Below are 24,067 nucleotides of genomic sequence, written 5' to 3' on the forward strand. Positions count from 1 at the left end.
CCGGAGGGCGAATCATCGCAGCGGGATATGAGGAAAGTGTCAGGGTGCGGCATACATCTCACCGCGGCATCGGCGAACACCAGTGCGCTTAACATCCCAGGGGTGTGCGCACATATTCTGGTCGCGGAAGACGACGAAATGCAGGCGGAGCTGGTACGCCGGTGCGTGGAGGCGCATGGTCACACCGCGACCGTCGTCCACGACGGCCGGTCCGCCGTCGACGAGGTGCTGCGCAGCCGGCCCGACCTGCTCGTCCTGGACTGGATGCTGCCGGAGATCGACGGCCTGGGCGTGTGCAGAATCCTGCGGCCCGGCAGCGATCTGCCGGTGCTGATGCTCACCGCCCGCTCCCATGAGGACGATCTGCTGCTCGGCCTGGAGCTGGGCGCGGACGACTACATGACCAAGCCCTACAGCCCGCGCGAGCTGATGGCCCGCATCCACGCCCTGCTGCGGCGCGTCCAACGGCCCGCGGTGGCGGCCGACGGCGTCCTGTGGGTCGACACCCTGGCGGTGGACCCCGCCCGGCGGGCGGTGAGCTGCGCGGGGGAGCCGGTGGTCTGCACACCCGGGGAGTTCGAGATCCTGCTGGCGCTGGCCGCCGAACCGGACCGGGTCTTCACCCGCGGTCAGCTGCTGGAGTGCGTCCGGGGGTACGAGCGCGCCATCTCCGAGCGCGCCATCGACGTCCACATCCTCAACCTGCGCAAGAAGATCGAGATCGATCCGCGCAAGCCGGTGCGCCTGGTGACCGTGTTCGGCGTCGGATACAAACTCACCGGAGGCCGCCGTGGCCCGTAACGTTCCGCTGCGCAAGAGCCTGCTGGCCCGGCTGCTGGTCACCTCGATGCTGATCGCCGTCTGCTCGATCGTCGCCACCGCGTGGCTCGCGGTGCAGACCACCACCCGGGCCATCCAGCAGGAACAGGGCCAGATCCTGTCCGACGACGCGATGATCCACGACACGCTGACCGGCTACGCCGCCGGGCACAAGGCATGGGCCGGCGTCCAGCCGACGATCGACCGGCTGGCCCGGGCGACGGGCCGCCGCGTCGCGCTCACCGACCAGGACCGCCATGTGCTCGCCGACTCCGCGCCGAAGGGTCCGGAACTGCCGCCGCGGGCCTTCGCCGTCATCGACGCCCTGCGGACCGACACCCCGCTGCAGGGGCAGAGCGGAACGCAGCCGGTGTCACGCATCGATCCGCGCGCCGTCGGCCCGTACCGGCTGCCCGCCGCCGAGCACGCGCTGCTGACGCAGTTCGCCGGCAAGGTGCTGGCGTGCCTGCGCGACGAGGGGTGGGTGGGGAAGGTGGCCGACAGCCCCGGCGGCCGGCCCACCGTGCAGGTGTCCCGCGACGGCCAGTCGAAGCTCGACGATTACGCCTACGACGACTGCGGTCTGGCGGGGCTGAGCCGGCCCACCGCCACCGAACAGCGGGCCCTGAGCGGCCTCGACATCCTGGTGAACGCCTGTCTGGCCCGGCAGGGATCCACCGTCGCGGGATACGTGAGCCTGTCGTCCGACTTCACCTGGGGCAAGGGCGTCAAGGTACCGTCGGACTACCAGGTGCTGCAGGACTGCATCGACGCCAGCCGCCGGGAGCAACTGCGCACCTTCGTCGCCCCGGCCGCGCAGCTCTTCGTCAGCGACACCGGCGCCGGCGCCGGCCGGCCGCGCTTCGACCTGTCACGGGCCAACACCACCCGCATCGCCGGCGTGACCGGACTCGTCCTGCTCCTCACCGTCACCGTGACGGCCCTGATCGCCACCCGGCTGGTCCGGCCGCTGCGTGCCCTGACCAACGCCGCGCAGGAGCCCATAGAACGGCACACCCGCGTCCCGGTCACCACCAGCGACGAGACCGGATTCCTCGCCGCGGCCTTCAACGACCTGTCAGAGCGCAGGGAACGCACCGAGACCCAGCGCAAGGCGATGGTCAGTGACATCGCCCATGAGCTGCGGACCCCGCTGACCAACATCCGCGGCTGGCTGGAGGTCGCCAAGGACGGCATCGTCGTGCCCGACCAGCGGCTGCTGTCGTCCCTCCACGACGAGGCGCTGCTCCTGCAGCACATCATCGACGACCTGCAGGACCTCGCGTCCGCCGATGCCGGCACCCTGCGGCTGCACCCCGAACCGGTACGGCTGGGTGATCTCCTGCAGCAGGTCGCCGACGCGAACCGCGCCCACGCTCAGGTCGCCGGGGTGAGCATCGCCGCCTCCGTGGAGGGGGATCCGCAACTGAGCGCCGACCCCGTCCGGCTGCGCCAGGCCCTGGGCAACCTGGTCTCCAACGCGCTGCGCCACACCCCGTCGGGCGGGAGCGTCTCGCTGCACGCCCACCGGGCCGACGGCATGGTCACGATCGATGTCACCGACACCGGTTCCGGGATCGCGCCGGAGGACCTGGCCAACATCTTCGACCGGTTCTGGCGGGTGGAGAAGTCCCGCAGCCGCCGCACCGGCGGCAGTGGACTGGGGCTGGCCATCGTCCGCCAGCTCGCGCACGCCCATGGCGGCACCGTGACCGCGCGCAGCGTTCCCGGCGAGTCCACGGTCTTCACGCTGCGACTGCCACCGCACCCCGTCATGGAAGCGGCGGCCGATGGTCCGGCGTCAGCGGGACGGGTACCGGGCGACGCCGCCGCCCCACGCCGCCGTTTCGGGCGCGACCACTCGCGTGACCGTCACGGCGGTCACTGAACCGGCGGGGGCACCGGCCGCGTCAGCCGCCGCAGCGGAGTCGGCCGCGTCGGGTGCTTCGGGTGCCAGGACCACCCGTGACTCCCTGACGCCGCCCGCTTCGCCACCGACGCAACCGGTCACCACGGACAGGACCGAGAACGTGATGGTGGCCAGTGCGGCGGACTGCCACATCTGCGGCCGGGTGGCTGTCGATCGCTTCCATGCGCTCATCATGCCGGTCAGCTTCGCCGACACTTTTTAGGAAGTTGTCAGGGCCGGCTGGCGAATTGTTCGCAGGAGCAAGAAAGCCGCGACAGCGACCGCTGCCAGGGCAGCGGTCGCTGTGCGGTTCCGCCGCGACGGGGAGGCGTGCGCGCGACGGCGCATATCCGCCGATACGTCGTCTTCCCCATTGCGGAGCATGGTGCGGAAAGCTCAGTTGGAGAAGTCCTGGGTGAGCCAGACAGTTCCTGAACTGTCCCGGAATACCGCGATACCGATATGGGTGAACGAGGAGCTCAGCATGTTGCGGCGGTGGCCGTCGTTCGGCGGTCGCTCGTCGAGCATGCTCTGCGTGAGTCCGAGTGCCATCTTGGCGATGGCCTGCTCGGTGTCGGCGACCGGTCCGCCCTCGCCGATGTTCTCTCCCGCCGACATCCACTGCACGCCCTGCGCCCGCTCGCGGTCGCCGAACGCGGGCTCGCCGGGGCACTGGTGGGACAGTCCACAGCCGGCGGACATCACCTTGTTGTGCGCCGCCGCACTGCGGTTCAGCCCTTCGAGAAGGGTGTACGCGGGCAGTCCCTGGGCGGCCCTGGCCTGGTTGACCTTGGCCAGCACCTGCTGCACCGCGTCGCCGGAGACCGGTGGGGTCGACGGGGCGGACGTGGTGGGGGCGGGCTTCGTCGGGGTCGGCGCCGGCCGGGGCGGGGTGGTGTGACGCGAGGGCGTGGGGGTCGGCTTCGCGGTCGGCCGGGCGGGGTGCGTCACGGGAGACGTGGGCCGGGTGCCGGCCGGCGGCTTGTGTGTGCCCACCGCTGCGGTGGGGGTCGCAGCGGTGGGCTGTCCTGGGGCGTGGCCGGAGCCGCCGCCTATGCAGGCGAAGGCCGTCCCGCCACCCAGTGCGGCGATCACGGCCGCGCCCATGACGGCTTTGCGCAGTCGGGGCTGCCGCGGTGCGCGGTGCTGCGGCGAGGGGGCGCTGGGCAGATCGGCGCGGCGGTGCGAGCTCATGTGTGGAAGACCTCGGGGGATCGGAGGCGGGGGCCGGCGCGGAGCACAGGGGGATGCCCCGCGCCGGGATGTGTCACGACCGGTCGAGGGGTGCTGCTGAGTGACCGGGCGAGACCGAACCTAGGCGCTTTCCGGCCGGTGTCACACACCGCGACGGGAACCTTAGATTCTCCTAAGGTTGCCCACAGGTTCCGCTCGGTTCCGGGCGGCCGGAGCCGCCTCGAAGCAACCGTCCGCGGTTACCAGGAGACTTCGCGGGTGACCGCCTGCGGCTGCGGGTGGATGGTCCCCGTGGTCTCCGAACGGTGGTTCGCACTGGAGAAGGTCACGGTCAGGGTGTCCGGTGCGTCCTGGTCCGTGCTCGTGGTGAAGCCCGGCGACGGCACCGCGGAGACCAGGCAGATCGCGTCGGCGCCCATGTTGAACGTCACCCGGCCGCCCACCGACTGCATGCTGTGCACCCCCACGCCGCCCTTGCAGGTGTTCGACGTGTTGCGCCCGTTCACCGGAGCGGTCGTCGGAGGCCGCGTGGTGGGCGGCTTGGTGGACGGCGTCACCGTCGGGGTCTTGCGCGGGGTGGGAGTGAGCGGGGTGCTCGGCGCCGAAGTGGCGGGAATGAGCAGGCCGGGTGTGGGGGACGGCGTGCTGAAGACCGTCGGCAGCGCATGCGCGGTCGGCGGTAGCGGAGCGGTCGAATGCACCACAAAGCGCACGGCCAGGAAGGCGGCGGTCACGGTCAGAGCCGTGCAGCACAGCCAGATCATGAGGTAGCGCAGCGGACGGGGCACGGCACCATCATGGCTGATCCGTTACGGTGTGCCGCATGGCCAGCGTCCTTGTCGTGGAAGACGACCCCGCCATACGCGCGGCACTGATCGAGATCCTGACCGGTGACGGCCATGTGGTGCGCAGTGCCGCCGATGGATTCAGCGGACTGAGAGAGGTGACTCAAGGGCCCCTCGACGCCGTCATCCTGGACCTGGGACTGCCGGATCTGGACGGAAGTGACGCGCTGCGCATGATCCGTGGCATCTCCCAGGTACCGGTGCTCGTGGTCACCGCCAGGGACGACGACGCCGAGATCGTCCGGCTGCTGAACGCGGGCGCCGACGACTATCTCGTCAAGCCCTTCTCCAGCGGACAGTTGACCGCCCGGCTGACCGCGGTCCTGCGACGCGTCGGCCGGGCCGTCGCCTCGGTCCCCGGAGGTCTGCACGAAGGCCCGACCGCGACGCAGGGCCCGATGGTGGTCGGTGAGCTGCGGGTGGACGCCATGGCCCGCACCGCGCATCTCGGCGGCCGGGAACTGCATCTCACCCGGCGTGAGTTCGATCTTCTCGCCTACCTGGCCGGCAACGCCGGCTGCGTCGTCTCCAAGCGCAAGATCCTCACCGAGGTGTGGCGCGAGTCCTATGTCGACGATGCGACGATCGATGTGCATCTGTCCGCACTGCGCCGCAAACTCGGTGAACGGGCGATACGTCCGCGGTACCTGCACACGGTGCGCGGTGTCGGCATCAAGCTGGTGACGCCACCGTGAGACGCGCCCTGGCAGGGGTGGCGCTGGCGGTCACTTCCATGGTGGCCCTGTCCTTCCTGATACCCCTCGCCCTGCTGGTGCGTTCGGAGGCCCGCAACCAGGCGATCACCGCCGCCGAACAGCAGGCCGCCGCGCTCGCCCCGGTGCTGGCCCTGACCGACGACATCCCCGACCTGCGCCAGGCCATCTCCGTGCTGGCCCCTGGCGAGGACCTGAGCGTCCACCTGCCGGCCGGACAGGTCGTCGGACCGACGCACGCGCCCGCCGCCCTGCTCCAGCGAGCCGCCAGTGACGGCGAGGCGATCGCCCAGAACCGGCCGGGCGGCTGGGTCTACCTCCAGCCGGTCGTCCTGGGTCCCGGGCGGGTTGCGGTGATCGAGGAGTTCGTCCCCTCGGACCGGCTCAACCGGGGGGTGGCCGCCTCCTGGGGGGCCATCACGCTGCTCGCGGTGGCCCTGGTGGCCGGCTCCACCCTCGTCGCGGACCGGCTCGCCGCCCGCGTGGTGCGCTCCTCGCACCAGCTGTCCCGCGCCACCCACGCCCTGGGCCGCGGCGACCTCAACGTCCGGGTGGACCCGATGGGACCGCCCGAGCTGTACGAGGCGGGGCTGGCCTTCAACGCCATGGCCGATCGCATGCTGGAGCTGCTCGCCGTCGAACGTGAACTGGTCGCGGACCTCTCCCACCGGCTGCGGACACCGCTGACCGCACTGCGCCTCACCGCCGACCGCATGGGGCCGACCGCCGACGCGGAACGGATCGCCGCCGCGATCCACCACCTCGACGCCGAACTGCACTCGATCATCACCGCCGCCCGCACACCACTCGCCGTGGGACCGATGGGATGGGGCCTGCGACCGCTCTCGGGGGCCGCCACCCCTGGCCGGACACCCGCCTCGGGTCCGCCCGCGGAGGGCTGCGCGGCAGCCGCGGTGATCCGCCGCAAAGCCGCCTTCTGGGCCGTTCTGGCCGAGCAGCAACACCGGCCGTTCCATGTGGACATCACCCTTGAAGAGGCACTGATCGACCTGCCCGAGGACGACCTCGCGGCCGTCTTCGACGCCCTGGTCGGCAATGTGTTCCGGCACACGGCGCCGGGCACCGCGTTCGCGGTGCGCCTGGAGCGTGGTGCGCAGAGTGTGACGCTCGTGGTCGAGGACGCCGGTCCCGGCATCCCGGATCCGGGCGGTGCCGTGGCCCGCGGGGTCAGTACGGTCTCCACCGGCCTCGGACTGGACATCGCCCACCGGGCCGCCGCCGTGACGCGCGGAGCGGTGGACATCTCCCGGGGCGGGCTGGGCGGCGCACACATCGAGGTGACCTTCGGACTCGCCGCGGCCCAGGGCAGCGGCGGCCGCAGCAAGCGCCGCCGTCGTACCGCCGCCTCCAGGGGCTCCCGGACACGCTGGTGGACCACGTCATGACGTTTCCGCGACAAGGCGTGCCCGTTCCCTGACAGGGCCCGCCCGCCTCCCCGACCGGGTCCGCCCGTCGGGGTCGGGTCGTCGCGTTCTGGTCTACGGGCCGGCGGGGAACGGCTGCTCGGCCCAGATGGTCTTTCCGCGCGGTTGTGCGCCAGGAAGCGCAGATCGGTGTCGAAGACGTTGCACGGGTTTATGTGGAGTGGCCTTAAGTTTTCTTTAAGCCATTTGCAAGGCCGGCAATGCGTTTTCTGACATTGTGCGCTGTGTGCCGGCCGGGAATGCCAATGCGGGAGCAACCGGACGCCCTTCCGGCGGACGGCCGCGTCGGTGCTCAGCCGATGAGCACCGACGCCACTGCCGCCGCGACCGTGACGACCGCGAAGCCGACCATCGCCCCGCGCGCCCGCCCGGCCGGATCCACCCGCGGCAGGGGTTCGTGGCGCCGCCCGCCCCACAGGCCCTCGTCCGCCGCGCCGTCCGGTCCGTATGTGCTGAGCCACCGGACGACGAGCGGCGTCCGGTCCTCCTTCTCGATGTGCTGCATACCCACGCAAACGACTCGCTCGGGGACCGGAAACGCGCCCTCCGGCACCGCAACCGGATCGTCACCGGCGGGCCGGCCGCATCAGTTCCCGAGGGCCGCCAGCGCTTCGTCCTGGGTGTTGTGCCACAGGGTGGTGACCGGGTCGTAGACCGCGATGCCCGGAGTCGGGGCGCCGATCCCGGCGGCCGTGAAGGTGAGCCCGCTGTGCGCGGGGTCGGCGGCCACCGTGAGGGTCGGGGCGTACCGGGCCGGGGCGCTGCGGTCGTCGGTCCTGACCGCCGCGAACTGGCTCCGGCGTGCGGCGATGACCCGCGGGCCGTCGGCCGAATCCGGGACGGTGCGGGCCTCACCGTCGAGGCCGCCGAACGTCACCGTCGGGAAGCGGTTGACGGTGCATCTGCTCGCGCTCCGGTTCTGCACGCTCACGAGCGCCACCGCACTCGCGATCGGCGGCAGCATATGGACGGTGAAGGAGAGGTCCCCCGGTGCGCACGCACGCACCTTCTCGGGTGCGGCGGGCGAGGCGGGCGTGGCGGATCCGGCGAGTGCGGCCGGGGCCGCGGTGAGGACAAGAGCGGACGTGAGGGCGAGTGTCGTCAGAGTGCGCATGACCACTCCCTATCCCCGCCGTCGCCCCGCTACGCTCCGTCAGGCCGATCACCGGGGACATCGACCGGTTCGGCGTAAACCCCCGCAAGGGCCGCTTCCGCGCCGGAAACGGCCGGCTGCTACCGTCGGGAATCATGAACGACAGCGTGTATGTGGGCAATGCGGGCGTCGACGCCGCACTGGACAAAGGCTGGTTGCTCGGTCACTTCAAGGACGGGTCCGATCCCCGGCACAGCGAGGACGTCGAGATCAAGTGGGGTGTCCACCCGCCGGGTGACGAGCGGGCGGTCTGGGTCACCGCGGAGGAACGTACGGCTCTGCTGGTCCTCATCAAGGGCCGGTTCCGGGTGGAGCTTCCCGGGCGGAGTGTGCTCCTCGCCGAGCAGGGTGACTACGTGGTGTGGGGCCGGGGCGTCGACCACTCCTGGTACGCGGAGGAGGAGTCCGTCGTGCTGACCGTCCGCTGGCCCTCGGTCGCCGGTTACAAGGTGATGGAGGAGAGCGACTCCGCCCGGGTGTCCGGCTGACGGCAGCAGGTTGCCGACCCTGACCTCGGTCGGTCCTCGGTCGGTGCTCAGCCGGAGACCGCGCGCAGTGCGCCCGGCCGGCGGCCGGCGAGGCGGTCGAGGGCGGCGGAGGTGGCGTCGTCCGCCGGGAGGTGGACGACAAGGCGCTGGGCGTCGTCGGCGGCCAGGTCGAGTGTCTCGTCCTGCTGGAGCCCGAGGGACCCGACGCCGCCGCGAAGGTGCTGCTGGACCAGCTGTTGTGGTGGGGCTCGGTCCTGCACGACGCCCGGCGTGACCGGCCGTACCCCGCCGCGGCCTGAGTCCCGCGCGGCGCCCCGGTCCGCCGGGCCGGGGCCGGATCAGAACGGCTTCGTCGGCAGGTACTTGCCGTCGAGGGTGATGACGGCCCGGGAGCCGCCGTCGGGGTCGTCGACCTTCCGCACATCGAGCCGGAAGTTGATCGCGCTGATGATGCCGTCGCCGAACTGCTCGTGGATCAGCGCCTTGAGCGTGGTGCCGTAGACCTGGAGCATCTCGTGGAAGCGGTAGATCGTCGGATCGGTGGGGACGCCGCCCGGGGCGGAGCCGCGCAAGGGGATCGTCTGCAGCAGCAGGGAGGCGTCCTCGTCCAGGCCGAGGAGCCCGGTGACGGCGTCGGAGGCTTCGGCCGGCAGCGGATGCTGGCCGAGCAGCGCGGCCGTCACGAAGGCCACCGACAGACCGGTGACATCGGCCAGCTCCTGCCAGCTGAGGTCCTTGCGCATCTTGGCGTCGACGACCTGGATCGCGAGCTGCTCGCGGGCCTGCGGGTCGAACTGGGCCTGGATCATGGGAGTTCCTTCCGGAGTGCGGTGTGAGTGATGGCCGGCCGACGGGGTCGTCAGCCGGCGAGTGCGGTGAAGCGGCCGCTCGCGGTGTCGAGTTCCTCGACGGCACCGGTGCCGATGTCGTAGACCCAGCCGTGCAGGGTGACGGTGTGCCGGTCCAGTGCGCGGGCGACGCTGGGATGAGTGGCGAGATGCGCGAGTTGCGTGAGGACGTTGTCGCGGATCAGGGCGGCGACCGCGTCCCCGCCGTCCGCCGCGGCCGCGCGGGCCGGGGAGGCGTCGGCGTACCGCAGCCAGTCGGCGATGGCGGGCAGCGCGGTCAGGTCCCGGCCCTCGGCGAGCGCGGTCATCGCACCGCAGGCGGAATGGCCGCAGACGATGATGTCGCTGACGCCCAGGACACCGATGGCGTACTCGATGCTGGCCGCCACACCGTCCGCGCCGGCGCCGCGGGCGGGGACGAGGTTGCCGGCGGTCCTGATGACGAACAACTCACCCGGCTCGCGCTGGGTGATCAGCTCGGGGACCACCCTGGCGTCGGAACAGCCGATGAACAGGGCGGTCGGCCGGTGGGTGGCGGCGAGGTGCTCGAAGAGCGCCGCCCGGGCGGGGAAGACGTCCCGCTGGAAGCGCTGGACTCCCTCGGCGATATCGCGCATGGTCACTCCCTTCGGTGAGGGTGTCGGTGGAGGCCGACGTGCTCCACCCTGCGTGACCAGTGCCTATAGTGTCCAAGACGGAGAAGTCATGACAGCGATTGCTGTCATCTATGGCTGGAGGCGCGGCCTTGGAACTACGGCACCTGCGCTATCTGCTCGCCGTCGCCGAACACGCCAACTTCACGCGCGCGGCCGAGGCCCTGCACATCTCCCAGCCGACGCTCTCCCAGCAGATCATGCAGCTGGAACGCTCCTTGAAGGTGCAGCTGCTGGACCGGACCGGGCGCACCGTCCGGCTGACCGACGCCGGCCGGACCTATGTCCACTACGCCCGCCGCGCCCTGCGCGACCTGGCCGCCGCGGAACGCGCGGTCCTGGACGTCCAGGACCTCTCGTCCGGCACCCTGCGGCTGGCCATGACCCCGACCTTCACCGCCTACCTCGTCGGCCCGCTGACCGGGGACTTCTACACCCGCCACCCCGGCATCACCCTGGACATCCAGGAGGACGCCCAGGACCGTGTCGAAGCCCGGCTGCTGGCCGACGAGCTCGACCTGGGCATCGGCTTCAGCGGCCAACACCTGCCGGGCATCGCGGCCACCGCGCTCTTCACCGAGACTCTGAGCCTCGTCGTCGGCACCGCCCATCCCTACGCCGGCCGGAAGCGCCCGTTGCCGGTGGGGAAACTTCACGGTCACCCTCTGGCGCTGCTCACCAGCGGCTTCGTCACCCGCGGCCACATCGACGCGTATCTCGCCGCGCACCAGGTGCAGCCGCACGTCGCCATGGAGGCGGACTCCGTCAACGCGCTCACCGAGATCGTCCGGCACACACCACTGGCCACCGTGCTGCCCGACGCCATCACCCGCGACCACCCCCATCTGCACCCCGTCGCCCTGGCTCCACCGCTGCCCGCCCGAACGGTCACCCTGCTGCGCCGCGAGACCGCCTACGAGAGCGCCGCCGCCCGCGCGTTCGCCGACCTCACCCACCAATGGGCCGCCATCCGCGACTACGCCCCCGCCTGACACGGGCACGGGTCGCGGCCGGCCGGCGGACGACTCGTCAGGGCGGCGAAGGCCGGGGGTGACCTGCTGTCGTTGTGATCGTTTCCTGAGGTGAGAGGCCCACACCACATTTCCACGCCAGTGGTATCCCTCAGAACAGGACGACACGATGAGCAAGCACCAAAAGGGCCGTAGGCACCGGACGGTCAACCGCAACCCCCGTCCGGCCGGCCCCGCGCGGCCGCCGGCGGCGAGCCGGACCCCGGCCGCCGGACGGGTGGTTCCCGATGCGGAGCAGGGCGGCACGCGCATCCCGGAGACCTCCCCGGTGGCCCAGGCCCCGCAGACCGCGAAGCCCGCGAAGTCCGCGAAGCCGGACGCACCCAGAGCCTCCGATCCGGTGCCGGACGGCGGTCTCGGTCATCATGCGGCGCGTACCTGGCAGGAGGTGCAGTCCGCCGGGGACGGCGGGATCACGGTCGAGGAGCTGTGCACGGCCGTCGGCTACCAGTCGCGCACCATCCTCAAGCACCTCAAGGTGCTGGCCCAGGACGGGCTGGCCGAGCCGTTCGGAGAGCGGTGGCGGTCCACCGGCCAGAAGCTGTTCTAGGTTCTGTCAGATCTCCCGCTGGATGGAGCAGTAGACGTCGGCGAGCCGGACCAGCGCCTCGAGGCGGGCCAACCCCCAGCGCCCGTACCTGCGGTTGAGGGCTTCGAACCGGGCGGGCCCCGCCCGGTCCACGGTCTCGGCGGTGCCCAGGACCACCTCCTGGCCCGCGATGGTCAGACGGAGGTGCCGGGGGTCCGGGTCGACGACCGGCGGGAGCAGCGGCCGGGCGAACCCGTGGTGGGACGCGACCAGATGGATGACCAGGTCCGTGTCGATGTCGTCGCGGCCGGCCGCGTGCAGTGCGGCGATGCGGGCCGAGAGCGCTTCGTGCCGCATCCCCTGCGGATAGCCGGAGGCCCGCCGGGCCGTCCCGGACCCGGTCCGGTCGGCCGGGTCCGTACCGGACTTGGCGAGCGGCTCCGGTGCGGCGAGGGCGGCGTCCTCGTCCCCGCCGTGCAGCATCGTCTGGAAGCGCGGATCCCGTTTGCCCTCGTCGTGCAGGGCGGCCGCGAGGGCGACGGCGGCGACCGTACGGCCGTCCAGGTGAAGGTTGCGGGCGTAGAGTCCGGCGGCCGCGGACACCTCGGCCTGGTGTTCGGCGAGGGTCTGCGGCAGACCGGCCGTGGAGGGTCCGTTGAGGGGGGCCTGGCCGGCGACGAACAACCGGAGGCCGTTGACGGTGAGGAGGCGGCCTCCGCGGGCCAGGGCGCTGAACACCCTGAGGTGCGGGACGTCGCCGGGCGCGCTGCCGGCCAGTTCGGCGAACCGGCCGCGGTAGCGGGCCTGCTGTTCGGCGGTGAAGGGTGCGGTGTCGGCGGCGATGTCCGTGACCAGCTGGTCCACCCGGGAGGCGAGCGCGGGGTCGTGGACACGCACGGCGGTGGCCAGGTCCGGGCCGATCCGGACGCCGGCCCGGCCGTCCCCGCCGCCCACCAGGTCCGCGATGTCGACGACCGGATCGGTGGAGGCGGGGTTCCAGCCGTACGCGTCACACCCGCCGAATTCCGTCGGCAGGACGATGAGATCGTCGGCCTCGATGTCGTCGGGCGTGACGATCGCGGTGGCCGCGTCGAACCGGTACCGGAGGATCTCCAAACCGGACCCGCCCTCTGACGGGCCGTCCGAGGGCTCCTCGCCCGGCCCGGGAAACGCGTCGTCGTCGGAGATCGCGTCGGCGTCCGGGCTGCCGGTCAGCCACCGCCGTACGGCGTGCAGCGGCAGTTCGATGCTCTCCTCGGCGGCCGGCGGGAACAGGTTCACCGTGTTGCGCCACTCCTCGGCGGTCAGGCCCGCCTCGCGGGTCCGCCACGCGACGCTGACGACAGGGCGGGCGTCCGCGCCGATGCCGTGCAGATACGGGGCGACCGGCTCGTCGGCGTCCGGCGCCGGTTCGGTGCGCACCCAGGCGTCCAGCGCTGCCGCGTGCACGGGAGTTCTGACCGGCGGGGATCCGCGCATCGCCTGCCACTCCGTGGCATCGAGGCCGGCCGTCAACCGGCGCAGCGCGGCGGGGGAGACGGCCGGCCCGGGGCCGGTGAGCTCGGGGGTCTCGCCGGGGCGGGTGACGACCGGCGGGCAGAGCCCGGTCAGCAGGCGCCAGGTGGCGTCGCTCGCGTCCCTGTGCGGCCCGGGCACGTCCGCCGTGCCGTGGACCACGACGGCGCGGGCGTCGGTGCGCCGCCCGACGCGGTTGAGCCGGCCCAGCCGCTGGATCAGCGCCGGGAGCGGGGCCGCTTCGGTGACCAGCGCGTCGAAGTCGAGATCGGTGCCGACCTCGACGGTCTGGGTGGTCACCACATGGAACGGGCCGCCGTCGCGGGACTCGTGGCCGGCCTTCGTCCGGTCGTGCCACCGGCCCCGCAGATACTCCCGGTCCAGGGCGCGGCTCCGCCCCGTCAGCAGCACCTTCTCGCCGGGCAGCAGCTCCAGGACGGCCCGGGCCCGACCGAGCGTGTTGCAGACGACCCCGACGACCTGGGCGTCGGCGGCCGGCCGCTGCGCCCACGCGGCGAGGGAGGCGGCCATCGACCGATCCCGGCTATCCGCGTCCGTGCCGACCTCGACGGGATGGAGCCGCTTGGCCGACCGCAGCCGCGGACCCGCCACCGGATGACGCTCGTCGTCACCGGTGATGCCGTGCGCGTCGGCGCTCCCCAGCCCGGCGACCGCCGACATGGTCACCAGGACGGGGCGCAGTTCCCCGGGCGTCCCGTCCAGCGCGAAGGCGGCGCGGACTCCGGCCGCGAACTCCTCGGACCCGTGCGTCTCGTCGAGGACGATCAGTGAGTCGGTGCCGGTCAGGGCGGCGTCGATCGACCGGCGCCGGGTGCCGGTGCCGGAGCCGCGGAAGAGCAGGCGGCTGCCCACCTGGTCTACCGTGCCGACCACCACGGCGAGCCGGTCCGGGCGCTCCACCCAGTTCGCGGACCAGGTCACCCCGCCCCGCATCCGGGCCGCCTCCAGCACATCGGTGTCGCCCTCGCGCCACAGCGCCCGCGCGACCCGTCCGGTGACCGTGCCCACCGGGACCGTGGGTACCACCGGAACCGTCGGTGCTGCCGGTCGGTCGGCGTACGGATCCGACAGCGCCGACCGCAGCGCCCGGGCGAGCCGCGCCGCGTGGTCGTACACCTCGTCGGCGGCCAACCGCCGGTCCACGACGTAGAAGATCCGCAGCGGTGCCCGGGAAGGGCCCGCGCCGTTGACGGGCCGGCCGCGCTCCAGGGCCGCGGTGAACACCGCGACGTCGAGGACGCAGGTCTTGCCGAGTCCGGTCGGCACCGAGACGGCCCGCGGCCAGCCGTCCTTCACCACCCGGTCCACCAGCGCCGTCTGCCACGGAAAGGGCTCGTACCCGTGAATCTCGCGGCAGAAGGCGGTGAAGTCGCCCGGCTCCGGTTCGAGTTCCAGCATGGATCGGACGCTCCTCAGGTGTCGGCGCCCAGTTTCGCAGGCGGCACCGGGGCTTGTGAAGGTCGAGCCGGCCGCGGAGGCGAGGTGAGGGGAGTGAACGGAGAGTTGCTCGGAATTACAAGTTAGGAAACTTTACTAACTTCTATTGACGGCCACCGGGACCTTTGCCACTCTCGCTGCACGCGGCTTGGCGCGGCATCCCCGGATGTGACGCGCTCAGTGAGAGATCTGCCCCGGCCGTGGGCCTCGCGATGTCCCGGTGCAGCCGGGCTCCGCGATCGATCTCCCACGCCCGGAGGCAGTCGTGTCCTTGCTCCTGCCCGCCCGCCATCGCCGTCTGTACGGCCTGGTGGCGGCTCTCGCCCTGCTCATCACCCTGTCGGCCTCGTCGTCCGGATTCGCGGCCGGCGACGTGCTGCTGTCCCGCGGCAGGCCGGCCCTCTCGTCGTCCGACGAGAGCTCGTCCCTCAACGCGGCCAAGGCGGTGGACGGCAACACCGCCACCCGCTGGGCCAGTGAGGAGGGGCTCGACCCGCAGTGGATCCGCGTCGACCTCGGCGCCGCCCACACCCTCACCCGCGTACACCTCGACTGGGAGGCCGCCTACGGCAAGGCGTACCGCGTCGAGGTCTCGCCCGACGGCTCCGCCTGGACCAAGGCGTACTCGACGACCACCGGTGACGGCGGCATCGACGAGGTGACCCTGCCGGCCGCCACCGCCGGCCGCTACGTCCGCGTGTACGGCACCGCCCGCGGCACCGCATACGGGTACTCCCTCAAGGAGTTCGAGGTGTACGGCCCGGCCGGCGGCCCGGACACCACCGCGCCGACCGCGCCCGGGAACCCGCGCGTCACCGGCACGACCGCCACGTCCGTCTCCCTCGCCTGGGACGCGTCCACCGACGACGTCGGTGTCACCGGCTACCAGGTGACACGGGACGGCGCGGTCGTCGCGACCGCTACCGGCACCACGTACACCGATACCGGCCGCACCCAGGGGACGGCCTACACCTACACCGTCAACGCCGTGGACGCGGCGGGCAACGTCTCCGCCGCGAGCGCACCGGTGACCGGCACACCCGGTCAGAGCTCGACCTCGTTCACGGTCGTCGCCGCGGGTGACATCGCCGATCCCGGCTGCGCCGCGGGCAACAACTGCGGGGCGGAGAACACCGCCAAGCGCGTCGAGGCCATCAATCCCGACGAGGTCCTCACCCTCGGGGACAACCAGTACGACACCGGCAGCCTCAGCGACTTCAAGAAGTACTACGGGACGACCTGGGGCCGGTTCCTCAACAAGACCCATCCGTCGACCGGCAACCACGAGTACGACGACAGCACCCCGGCGGCCGGCTACAAGGGGTACTTCGGCAGCCGCGCCACCCCCGACGGCAAGACCTACTACAGCTGGGACCGGGGCGGCTGGCACTTCGTGGCGCTCGACACCGAGATCTCCATGTCCGCCACCTCCGCGCAGGGCAAGTGGCTGGAGGCGGACCTCACCAAGAACACCAACGGCTGCGTCGCCGCGTACTGGCACCGCCCGCTGTACAGCTCCGGGCCGCAGGCCGACATGGTCAGCAAGCCCGTCTGGCAGATCCTGCGCGCCCACGGCGCCGACCTCATCCTGAACGGCCACGACCACCTCTACGAGCGCTTCGCACCGCAGAACGCGACGGGCGGCGCCGACCCGGCGGGCGTACGGGAACTGATCGTGGGCACCGGCGGCGCCGACAGCTACGGCTTCGAGAGCGCGCAGCCCAACAGCCAGAAGCGGATCACCGACGTCAAGGCCGTCCTGAAGCTGACCCTCACTCCGACCACGTACACCGGGCAGCTGATCCGCGACAACGGCTCGGTGCTCGACACCTTCGGTCCCGTCACCTGCCACTGACAGGTCCGGTCACCCGCCACCGACCCACGCTCGCGCTCAACTCACGGCGAACGCCGTGGAACAAGGAGACAACACGTGAAACGACACCTGACGGCGCTCGCCGCCGCCATGGTGGCCCTGACGGCCGGAGCCGGTGCGATCTTCGCCGGCTCCGTGCCGGACCGGGCCGAAGCCGCCGACCGCGGCAATCCGCACGGCGTCACCGGCGACCTGGCGCACTCGTCGAACCGGGCCATCAGCAAGGCGGAGGCGCTGGCCCACCCGGAGCGACTGGTCACCCTCGCCAAGAGCCTGCACACGCGAGTGGTCAACGCCCGGCTGCCGCTGACGACCGATCAGGGCGCGCTGTGGCCCAGCGACTCCGACCCGCGATGGCTCATCAGCTGCAACGAGAGCGACCCGGACAAGCCGGGACTGTTGCGCACGGAGCTGGCGACCGGCAGGTCCCAGACGATCCTGACCGGCACCGAGGCTTGCGACCCCGTGCGGCGCACCGCCTGGGGAACGATCGTCATCGGGGAGGAGACCGGTGGCGGCCCCGAGGGCGGCCGGCTCTACGAGCTGATCGACCCGCTGCACACCACCGGAGTGACGCTCGACCGGTCCACCGGCCGCTTCAGCGGCGGCACCGGGGCGGCGAACCTCACCGTCCGGCCCGGCGTCGGCCGGATGTCCTACGAGGGCATCTCGGTGCTGCCCAACGGCCTGCTCTACTACGCCGACGAGAACCGTCCCGACAAGGGTGCGCCCGGCGGCGCGCTGTTCAAGTTCGTACCGGACAAGCCGCGGGCGGCGGGCGCCGGCCCCATCCACCGGCTGAGCGAGTCGCCGTTCGCGTCCGGCCGGGTCTACGGGCTCCGGCTGGGCCGGTACGAAGGCGGCCGGGACTACGGGCAGGGCACCCAGACCGGCCAGGGCGCCTGGATCCCCGTCCCCGACCGCACCGACCCCGACCTGACCGGAGCCACCGCCGCGCTCCATCTGACCGGCCTGTACCGGCCGGAGGACATGGACCTGGACGGGACCGCGCTCGCCGCCGGGCAGGTCCGCGCCTGCGTCAACGAGACGGGAAACGAGGACGAGGCGCAGAACTGGGGCGAGTCGGTGTGCCTGACCGACGGGACGGTGGCCGCCGCCACCACCAACGCGGCGATCCCGCAGATCCAGTTGTTCGTCCCGGGCAGTCCGGCGGTCAACATGCCCGACAACATGGCCTTCCGGCCGGGCCGCGGCACCTGGGTCGTGCACGAGGACGGTGACACCGAGAGCGATCTGCAGGGCTTCCACGGCAACGACCTGTGGAGCTGTCTGCCGGACGGGTCCGACCCCGACCTGCAGAGCGACGGCTGTATCCGGGTGGCGACCGTCAACGACCCGATGGGCTCGTTCACCGGTGGCGTCTTCGACGCGACCGGGCGCCATCTGTACGTGATCGTCCAGTACAACGTCACCGGCTACGGCGTACTGCTCGACATCAGCGGGTGGAAGTAGCCGATGTACATCTCGGCGAGCAGCAGCACCAGTGCCGCCGACGGCGCCCCGGGCCTCCGCCCGGGGCGCCGGGCCGGGCTGCTGCGTACGGTCCCCGCCAACGTGGTCGCACTCGGCGCCGTCAGCATGGTCACCGATGTCTCCTCGGAGATGGTCAGTGCGGTACTGCCGCTCTACCTGGTCCTCCAACTGGGGCTGAGCCCGCTCGCGTTCGGCATGTTCGACAGCCTGTACTCCGGCGCCACCGTCCTCGTACGGCTGGTCGGCGGCCATCTCGCCGACCGCCGTCAGCGCCGCAAACTGGTCGCCGGGATCGGCTACGGGCTGTCGGCGGTGTGCAAACTCGGCCTGCTGGCCGCGGGGAGCTCGGTGGGCGCCCTCGGCGCCGTGGTGGCCGCCGACCGGGCGGGCAAGGGCCTGCGCACCGCCCCTCGGGACGCGCTCATCTCCCTCAGTACGCCACCGCAGGCCCTCGGACTCGCCTTCGGTGTGCACCGGGCGATGGACACCGTCGGCGCCTTCATCGGCCCGCTCGCGGCCTTCGCGGTCCTCACCGCGACCGGCACCGCCTACGACGCGGTGTTCGTCGTCAGCTTCTGCGTCGCCGCGCTCGGTGTGGTGCTGCTCGTCTCACTCGTCCGGGACCGGCAGGATCCACCCCCGGACCGGCGGGAGCCCGCGCTGCGCGCCGCGTTCGGACTGCTGCGCGCGGCCGCGTTCCGCCGCACCTGCGTCCTGACCGCCGCCCTGGGTCTCGTCACGGTCAGCGACTCCTTCATCTACCTGCTGCTGCAACGGCGGTTGGGGATCGCCCCGGAGTACTTCCCGCTGCTGCCGCTCGGCACCACCGGCGCCTACCTCCTGCTCGCCGTGCCGCTCGGCCGGATGGCGGACCGTACCGGCAGGTTCCGGATGTTCCTCGGCGGCCATGTGGCGCTGCTCGGCGCGTACGCGATGCTGCTCGGACCCGCCGGCGGACTCTTCGTCCTCATCCCGGCGCTCCTGCTGCACGGGGTGTTCTACGCCGCGACCGACGGCGTGCTGATGGCCGCGGCAGGACCGATGCTGCCCGCCGGGCTGCGGACGAGCGGGATGGCACTGCTGCAGACCGGTCAGGCGGGTGCCCGGGTGGTGTCCTCGATCATCCTCGGCGCTGCCTGGACGGCATGGGGTCCGCGCACCGGGCTCGCGGTGATGGCGACCGGGCTGGCGGTGTGCCTCCTGGTGGCCAGGTTCGGCTTCCCGACGGACGACGCCCGGACCGACGACACCGACTCCTCCGGCGGCACCGAAGCACCCGACGACCGTGCACCTGGCACCGCATCACCCAACGCCCGGGCGTACGACGAGGAGACGATCGCATGACCGCATTCCGGCAGCACGCCCGCTTCCGGCTGCTCGCACCGGTGGTCGCCCTGCTGGTGCTGGCCGGGCTCGGGGTCGGCTACAGCGTCCACGCGGCAAAGCGCGAGGCGGTCCCCGCCGTCCACGGCGAGCCGATCGACACCGCCCGCCCCGGCCAACTGCTGTTCCGGAACACCGCTCCCGGGGCCGGCCACGGCAACATCGCGGCAGTGCCGGCCGGCACGGCCGGCGCTCCCCGTACGGTCAGCGGGCTGGGCTGCGAGCGGTTCTACAGCGCGGCGGGCACCGGCGTCTGCCTCGTCACCAGCACCGGCGCCGTGCCCAGGACGTACGCGCTGATCGTCGACCGTCAACTGCGCGAGGTCCGCCGGGTGAAGCTGTCGGGCATCCCCAACCGCGCCCGGGTCTCGCCCAGCGGGCGCATGGTCTCCTGGACGGTGTTCGTCCAGGGGGACTCCTACAACAGGGGCGGCTTCTCCACCTGGACCGGAATCCTCGATACCCGTACCGGCTACGCGGTGCTGAACATCGAGGACATCCCGTTGTTCATCGACGGCCGCCGCTACCGCGCGTCCGACGTCAACTTCTGGGGGGTGACCTTCGCGGCGGACGACAACCGCTTCTACGCGACCGTGACGACGAAGGGGAAGACGTACCTCGTCCAGGGCGACTACGGGAAGTGGGAGGCGCACACGCTGCGTGAGAACGCCGAGTGCCCTTCCCTGTCGCCGGACGGCACCCGGGTGGTGTTCAAGAAGCGGGTCTCCTCCGACGCGGCGCGGCCCTGGCGGCTCCACGTGCTCGACCTGGCGACGATGCTGGAGACCCCGCTCGCCGAGACGGCGAGCATCGACGACCAGGCCGCGTGGTTCGACGAGCACACCGTCATGTACGCCAGATCGCGGGGCAAGGGCGGCTCCGACGTCTGGGCCGTCCCGTCCGACGGGACCGGACAACCCCGTGAACTCATTGTCGACGCAGCGTCACCAAGTCGCTGAAGGAAGGGTTCCGGGCACGGACGGTGGCCGTCGTGAGCATTTCGACGGCCACCGCGCCTTCACTGTGCGAAACCTGAGTGGGGGTACAACTCGGACGAGGGCTCCCAAGAGCGGGCGTACGGCGGCCCATCGAGCAAGCGCTGTCACGAAGTTGCGTCAAAGGCGAACCCAGACCGCTGCTCAAGCGTCTAAAGGAGTGAGCACAACGAGCCTGCCGGGCACAGCCGTGGCGGTGCTGGAGAGTCAGGAGCGCGTTATGGAACCGGAGCCGGCCGTTGACGTCAGGAGACGTGTCGTCTGTCCCCGCTGCCACAGAGTGAGATGCATCTGCACCTGACACGGCCCCCACCCGGCGGATTCCGGGAGTCCGGTCGGCCGCTCCACCCCGAAAACGGACATGGGGCGACGCCCGCCGCTCACGTTGCCGGCCGCCTGCTAGCGTCGGCGCGGAAGGCGAGTCGTCCCCGGGCCTGAGACCTTGTCGCTCGGCCCGGCCCGGAATCGCCCGGACGTTACTTACACAGTGGGAGCATGCCAGTGCGGGGAAGACACGGCCGGTCACGGTCGCGGGTAGTCACCGGTATCACCGCGGCGGTCGCGGTCTCGGCGCTGGCGGTCGGAGCGTACGCCTCCGCATCCCCGGCAGGCCACGGGCAGGCGGCGTCGCCCGCCGGTGCGTCGCGTGCGCTGCAGGCGGACTTCAGCGCGGCCGCCGCGGAGTTCCAGGTACCCGAGAGCGTGCTGCTCGCCGTGTCGTACCACCAGACGCGCTGGGAATCGCACCAGGGCGCACCGAGCGCCACGGGCAACTTCAATGTCATGGGCCTCACGCAGGTCGACGCGTCGGCCGTACCGGCCCGCACCGACAGCGAGCGCCGCGCGGATCTGAACCAGCGGGGCGAAGGCGGCGCAAGCGCCGCACAGCGGTTCCGTCCGGACAAGGCGGCGCTCGCCGCCGTCGGCTCCGTCCGGACGTCGGATCCGGCGCTGCACACCCTGGACGCCGCCGCCGCGCTGATCGACGAGCCCGCCAAGGCGCTCCGCACCGATCCGCGGGAGAGCGTCCGCGGCGGTGCGGCCCTGCTCGCCTCCTACGAGAAGCAGACGCACGGGAAGCTCGCCGCCGACCCGGGCCAGTGGTACGACGCCGTCGCGCGCTACACCCAGTCCCCGGACACCGCCGCCGCGAACCAGTTCGCCGACCGGGTCTTCGCGACCATCCGCACCGGCGCCACCCGCACCACCGCGGACGGCCAGCAGGTCACGCTGGCCGCCGCCCCCTCGGTCGTCCCGGCGGCCCCGGCGCCCACCCGCACGGCCAAGGCCGCGGGAGCGAAGGCCGCCGCCGCGGCGGAGTGCCCCTCGGGTCTGGTGTGCGACGTCGTCCCGGCCGCCTACCAGGGGACGAACGCCCCGGACCCGGCCGTCTACGGCAACTACGACAAGGCCAACCGGCCGGCCGACGGCCAGACGATCCGCTACATCGTCATCCATGACACCGAGAGCGACTACAGCTCCGCCGTCAACATCTTCCAGAACCCGACCTCCTACGTCAGCGCGAACTACCTGGTCCGCGCGAAGGACGGCCTGGTGTCACAGGTGGTGCCCACCAAGGACGAGGCGTGGCACGCCGGCAGCAAGGTGCTGAACATGCACAGCCTCGGCGTCGAGCACGAGGGCTTCGCCCTCACGAACGCGAGCTGGTACACCGAGGCGCAGTACGAGTCCTCGGCGGCACTCGTGCGCTACCTGGCGGCCCGCTTCAACATCCCGCTCGACCGGCAGCACATCATCGGCCACGACGATGTCACCGGCCCGACGGACGACTACGTGGCGGGCATGCACTACGACCCCGGTACGTACTGGGACTGGTCGCACTACATGGATCTGCTCGGCGCCCCGCTCGGCGGCAACGGCGCTCCGATCGTCGGCGGGGAGATCACCATCGCTCCGCCCTTCACCACGGCGAACCAGCCCGTGGTGACCGGTTGCGACGGCAAGACGTCCACGAGCCCGTGCCCGGCACGTCCGGCGAACTTCGTCTATCTGCGGACCTCCCCGTCCGCTTCCGCGGCCTTGATCAAGGACGCTCTCGTCGCCAAGAAGGGGGCCACGGGGACCATCCAGGGAGCCGACTGGACGGACAAGGCGGTCTCCGGCCAGACCTTCATCGTCGCCGATGTCCAGGGCGACTGGACGGCGATCTGGTACGCGGGCCAGAAGGCGTGGTTCTTCAACCCCGGCGGACAGAACGCCGTCGCCAACAGCCGCACCGCGCAGAAGGTCGTCACCCCCGCCGGCAGCGCCGCCGTACCGGTCTACGGCCGCTCCTACCCGGAGGAGTCCGCGTACCCGGCCGTCCTCTCCGCCGTCGGCAAGGACCCCAAGCAGCAGGTCGTGGCGACCAGCTACACCATGCCGGCCGGCCAGGCCTATGTCGCCGACGCGCCGATCGCGAGCGACTTCTTCTACGCGCAGAACGTCAACATGGACGCGCCCGGGGACCACACCCTGGTCGTCGGCACGACGACGTACTACCCGATCCGCTACAACCACCGCATCGCCTTCGTGAAGGCGAGTGATGTCACCACCGTCGAGGCGGCCAAGCCCCCGACGGGCACGTACACGCCGACCGGTCCGACGCGGGTGCTCGACACGCGGTCGGGGCTGGGTGCGGCGAAGGCTCCGGTGGGTCCGGGGGCGAGTATCGCTCTGCAGGTCGCGGGGGTCGGTGCCGTGCCGGCCACGGGTGTGACGGCGGTGGTCCTGAACGTGACGGCGGTCGGGCCGACCGCCGGTGGCTTCGTGAGCGTCTATCCGGACGGGCAGCCGCGGCCGGGCGTTTCGAACCTCAACTTCTCGCCGCAGCAGACCATCGCGAACCTCGTCGTGGTTCCGGTGATCAACGGAAAGATCGACTTCTACAACCTCGCCGGCAACGTCAACCTGCTGGCCGACCTCACCGGCTACTACTCCACCTCGACCACCGGCTCCCGCTTCAACAGCGCCGGTCCGACGCGGGTGCTCGACACGCGGTCGGGGCTGGGTGCGGCGAAGGCTCCGGTGGGTCCGGGGGCGAGCATCGCCCTGCAGGTCGCGGGCGTCGGTGCCGTGCCGGCCACCGGAGTCACGGCGGTCGTCCTGAACGTGACGGCGGTCGCGCCGACCTCCGGTGGCTTCGTGAGCGTCTATCCGGACGGGCAGCCCCGGCCGGGCGTCTCGAACCTCAACTTCGTGGCGAAGCAGACGATTCCGAACCTGGTCGTGGTTCCGGTGGTGAACGGGAAGGTCGACTTCTACAACCTCCTGGGCAACGTTGACCTGCTGGCCGACCTCACCGGCTACTACACCTCCACAGGATCGGTGTTCAACACCGCAGGACCCACCCGCGTGCTCGACACCCGCTCCGGCACCGGAGGCATCCACGCCCCCGTCGGCCCCGGCGGCACCATCACCCTGCAGATCGCCGGACGCGCGGGGCTGCCGGCCACGGGTGTGACGGCGGTGGTCCTGAACGTGACGGCGGTCGCGCCGACCTCCGGTGGCTTCGTGAGTGTCTATCCGGACGGGCAGCCGCGGCCGGGGGTTTCGAACCTCAACTTCGTGGCGAAGCAGACGATTCCGAACCTGGTCGTGGTTCCGGTGGTGAACGGGAAGGTCGACTTCTACAACCTCCTGGGCAATGTCCACCTGCTGGCCGACCTGACCGGCTACTACACCAGCTGACAAGGGGTACGGAAGGGCCCGGCCGCGACCAG

At 71.6% G+C, this 24,067-nt stretch carries 19 protein-coding genes and 1 pseudogene; 12 read left to right on the plus strand and 8 right to left on the minus strand.

Annotated elements, in window-relative coordinates; genetic code table 11:
* The first annotated feature begins 102 nt into the window (after positions 1-102).
* Both G3I60_RS00240 and G3I60_RS00245 read left to right on the plus strand, forming a co-directional pair.
* A complete protein-coding gene (locus G3I60_RS00240) occupies positions 103-801 on the plus strand; it encodes a response regulator transcription factor (protein WP_164292721.1) in 699 nt (232 codons plus the stop codon).
* Positions 791-2,707: a HAMP domain-containing sensor histidine kinase gene (locus G3I60_RS00245; RefSeq protein WP_164292720.1), complete on the plus strand. Its 1,917-nt coding sequence runs from the start codon at positions 791-793 to the stop codon at positions 2,705-2,707. Before G3I60_RS00240 ends, G3I60_RS00245 begins: the two co-directional genes overlap by 11 nt.
* A 417-nt stretch (positions 2,708-3,124) precedes the next feature.
* Here G3I60_RS00245 and G3I60_RS44930 read toward each other — a convergent pair whose 3' ends face one another.
* Complete coding sequence (locus G3I60_RS44930; protein ID WP_239069439.1) at positions 3,125-3,922, minus strand: CAP domain-containing protein; 798 nt, start codon at positions 3,920-3,922, stop codon at positions 3,125-3,127.
* A 239-nt stretch (positions 3,923-4,161) separates the two neighbouring features.
* Positions 4,162-4,710 (minus strand): hypothetical protein, encoded by a 549-nt coding sequence (locus tag G3I60_RS44935; RefSeq protein WP_232486087.1) that lies wholly within the window; start codon positions 4,708-4,710, stop codon positions 4,162-4,164.
* A 35-nt stretch (positions 4,711-4,745) separates the two neighbouring features.
* Here G3I60_RS44935 and G3I60_RS00260 point away from each other — a divergent pair, with 35 nt between their 5' ends.
* Positions 4,746-5,462 carry a response regulator transcription factor gene (locus tag G3I60_RS00260; protein WP_138351361.1) on the plus strand — a complete coding sequence of 239 codons (717 nt, stop codon included), beginning with the start codon at positions 4,746-4,748 and terminating at the stop codon, positions 5,460-5,462.
* On the plus strand, positions 5,459-6,886 hold the full coding sequence (locus tag G3I60_RS00265; protein ID WP_164292719.1) for a HAMP domain-containing sensor histidine kinase: 1,428 nt from the start codon (positions 5,459-5,461) through the stop codon (positions 6,884-6,886). The genes G3I60_RS00260 and G3I60_RS00265 overlap by 4 nt, the downstream gene beginning before the upstream one ends.
* Before the next feature lie 331 nt (positions 6,887-7,217).
* On the opposite strand, the gene G3I60_RS00270 is transcribed toward G3I60_RS00265, so the two are convergent.
* Positions 7,218-7,436, minus strand: a complete 219-nt coding sequence (locus tag G3I60_RS00270) for a hypothetical protein (RefSeq protein WP_164292718.1) — start codon at positions 7,434-7,436, stop codon at positions 7,218-7,220.
* A gap of 75 nt (positions 7,437-7,511) precedes the next feature.
* Positions 7,512-8,039, minus strand: a complete 528-nt coding sequence (locus G3I60_RS00275) for a DUF4232 domain-containing protein (protein ID WP_164292717.1) — start codon at positions 8,037-8,039, stop codon at positions 7,512-7,514.
* Between the two features lie 134 nt (positions 8,040-8,173).
* Between G3I60_RS00275 and G3I60_RS00280 the strand changes: the two genes are divergently transcribed.
* On the plus strand, positions 8,174-8,566 hold the full coding sequence (locus tag G3I60_RS00280) for a signal peptidase I (RefSeq protein WP_164292715.1): 393 nt from the start codon (positions 8,174-8,176) through the stop codon (positions 8,564-8,566).
* A 47-nt stretch (positions 8,567-8,613) separates the two neighbouring features.
* Here G3I60_RS00280 and G3I60_RS00285 read toward each other — a convergent pair.
* From G3I60_RS00285 to G3I60_RS00300, 3 genes and pseudogenes are all read right to left on the minus strand, one after another.
* Positions 8,614-8,745, minus strand: a pseudogene (locus tag G3I60_RS00285) (transcriptional regulator); the annotation flags it as partial.
* Between the two features lie 159 nt (positions 8,746-8,904).
* Positions 8,905-9,375 carry a cyanase gene (gene cynS / locus G3I60_RS00295; protein WP_164292713.1) on the minus strand — a complete coding sequence of 157 codons (471 nt, stop codon included), beginning with the start codon at positions 9,373-9,375 and terminating at the stop codon, positions 8,905-8,907.
* A 50-nt stretch (positions 9,376-9,425) separates the two neighbouring features.
* A complete protein-coding gene (locus G3I60_RS00300) occupies positions 9,426-10,031 on the minus strand; it encodes a carbonic anhydrase (protein ID WP_164292711.1) in 606 nt (201 codons plus the stop codon).
* A 110-nt stretch (positions 10,032-10,141) separates the two neighbouring features.
* Here G3I60_RS00300 and cynR point away from each other — a divergent pair, with 110 nt between their 5' ends.
* Both cynR and G3I60_RS00310 read left to right on the plus strand, forming a co-directional pair.
* Entirely contained in the window at positions 10,142-11,059 is a 918-nt protein-coding gene (gene cynR, locus G3I60_RS00305) for a transcriptional regulator CynR (protein ID WP_164292709.1), read from the plus strand.
* A gap of 148 nt (positions 11,060-11,207) precedes the next feature.
* The gene (locus tag G3I60_RS00310; RefSeq protein WP_164606410.1) at positions 11,208-11,648 is read left to right on the plus strand and encodes a hypothetical protein; all 441 of its coding nucleotides are present in this window, start codon (positions 11,208-11,210) and stop codon (positions 11,646-11,648) included.
* Positions 11,649-11,654: 6 nt separating this feature from the next.
* Here G3I60_RS00310 and cas3u read toward each other — a convergent pair whose 3' ends face one another.
* Complete coding sequence (gene cas3u / locus G3I60_RS00315; protein ID WP_164292707.1) at positions 11,655-14,561, minus strand: type I-U CRISPR-associated helicase/endonuclease Cas3; 2,907 nt, start codon at positions 14,559-14,561, stop codon at positions 11,655-11,657.
* Between the two features lie 304 nt (positions 14,562-14,865).
* Here cas3u and G3I60_RS00320 point away from each other — a divergent pair, with 304 nt between their 5' ends.
* The 5 genes from G3I60_RS00320 (at position 14,866) to G3I60_RS00340 (ending at position 24,035) form a co-directional block, all read left to right on the plus strand.
* Positions 14,866-16,455 (plus strand): discoidin domain-containing protein, encoded by a 1,590-nt coding sequence (locus tag G3I60_RS00320; protein ID WP_343240794.1) that lies wholly within the window; start codon positions 14,866-14,868, stop codon positions 16,453-16,455.
* Positions 16,456-16,530: 75 nt separating this feature from the next.
* Complete coding sequence (locus G3I60_RS00325; RefSeq protein WP_164292706.1) at positions 16,531-17,946, plus strand: alkaline phosphatase PhoX; 1,416 nt, start codon at positions 16,531-16,533, stop codon at positions 17,944-17,946.
* 3 nt (positions 17,947-17,949) lie between these two features.
* Positions 17,950-19,311 (plus strand): MFS transporter, encoded by a 1,362-nt coding sequence (locus G3I60_RS00330; protein ID WP_164292705.1) that lies wholly within the window; start codon positions 17,950-17,952, stop codon positions 19,309-19,311.
* On the plus strand, positions 19,308-20,309 hold the full coding sequence (locus G3I60_RS00335; RefSeq protein ID WP_164292704.1) for a hypothetical protein: 1,002 nt from the start codon (positions 19,308-19,310) through the stop codon (positions 20,307-20,309). The genes G3I60_RS00330 and G3I60_RS00335 overlap by 4 nt, the downstream gene beginning before the upstream one ends.
* 531 nt (positions 20,310-20,840) lie before the next feature.
* The gene (locus G3I60_RS00340; RefSeq protein WP_164606417.1) at positions 20,841-24,035 is read left to right on the plus strand and encodes an N-acetylmuramoyl-L-alanine amidase; all 3,195 of its coding nucleotides are present in this window, start codon (positions 20,841-20,843) and stop codon (positions 24,033-24,035) included.
* Positions 24,036-24,067 lie beyond the last annotated feature (32 nt).

Origin of the sequence: Streptomyces sp. SID13666, from assembly GCF_010548325.1 — a bacterium.
Lineage (GTDB): Bacteria > Actinomycetota > Actinomycetes > Streptomycetales > Streptomycetaceae > Actinacidiphila > Actinacidiphila fildesensis.

What these genes read in the sequence shown, in the direction of transcription:
- cynR (WP_164292709.1), top strand. Translation starts at nt 10,142, where the DNA reads ATGGCTGGAGGCGCGGCCTTGGAACTACGGCACCTGCGCTATCTGCTC.
- cynS (WP_164292713.1), bottom strand. Translation starts at nt 9,375, where the DNA reads ATGATCCAGGCCCAGTTCGACCCGCAGGCCCGCGAGCAGCTCGCGATC.
- G3I60_RS00275 (WP_164292717.1), bottom strand. Translation starts at nt 8,039, where the DNA reads ATGCGCACTCTGACGACACTCGCCCTCACGTCCGCTCTTGTCCTCACC.
- G3I60_RS00300 (WP_164292711.1), bottom strand. Translation starts at nt 10,031, where the DNA reads ATGCGCGATATCGCCGAGGGAGTCCAGCGCTTCCAGCGGGACGTCTTC.
- G3I60_RS00335 (WP_164292704.1), top strand. Translation starts at nt 19,308, where the DNA reads ATGACCGCATTCCGGCAGCACGCCCGCTTCCGGCTGCTCGCACCGGTG.
- G3I60_RS00330 (WP_164292705.1), top strand. Translation starts at nt 17,950, where the DNA reads ATGTACATCTCGGCGAGCAGCAGCACCAGTGCCGCCGACGGCGCCCCG.
- cas3u (WP_164292707.1), bottom strand. Translation starts at nt 14,561, where the DNA reads ATGCTGGAACTCGAACCGGAGCCGGGCGACTTCACCGCCTTCTGCCGC.
- G3I60_RS00280 (WP_164292715.1), top strand. Translation starts at nt 8,174, where the DNA reads ATGAACGACAGCGTGTATGTGGGCAATGCGGGCGTCGACGCCGCACTG.
- G3I60_RS00260 (WP_138351361.1), top strand. Translation starts at nt 4,746, where the DNA reads ATGGCCAGCGTCCTTGTCGTGGAAGACGACCCCGCCATACGCGCGGCA.
- G3I60_RS00340 (WP_164606417.1), top strand. Translation starts at nt 20,841, where the DNA reads ATGCCAGTGCGGGGAAGACACGGCCGGTCACGGTCGCGGGTAGTCACC.
- G3I60_RS44930 (WP_239069439.1), bottom strand. Translation starts at nt 3,922, where the DNA reads ATGAGCTCGCACCGCCGCGCCGATCTGCCCAGCGCCCCCTCGCCGCAG.
- G3I60_RS00310 (WP_164606410.1), top strand. Translation starts at nt 11,208, where the DNA reads ATGAGCAAGCACCAAAAGGGCCGTAGGCACCGGACGGTCAACCGCAAC.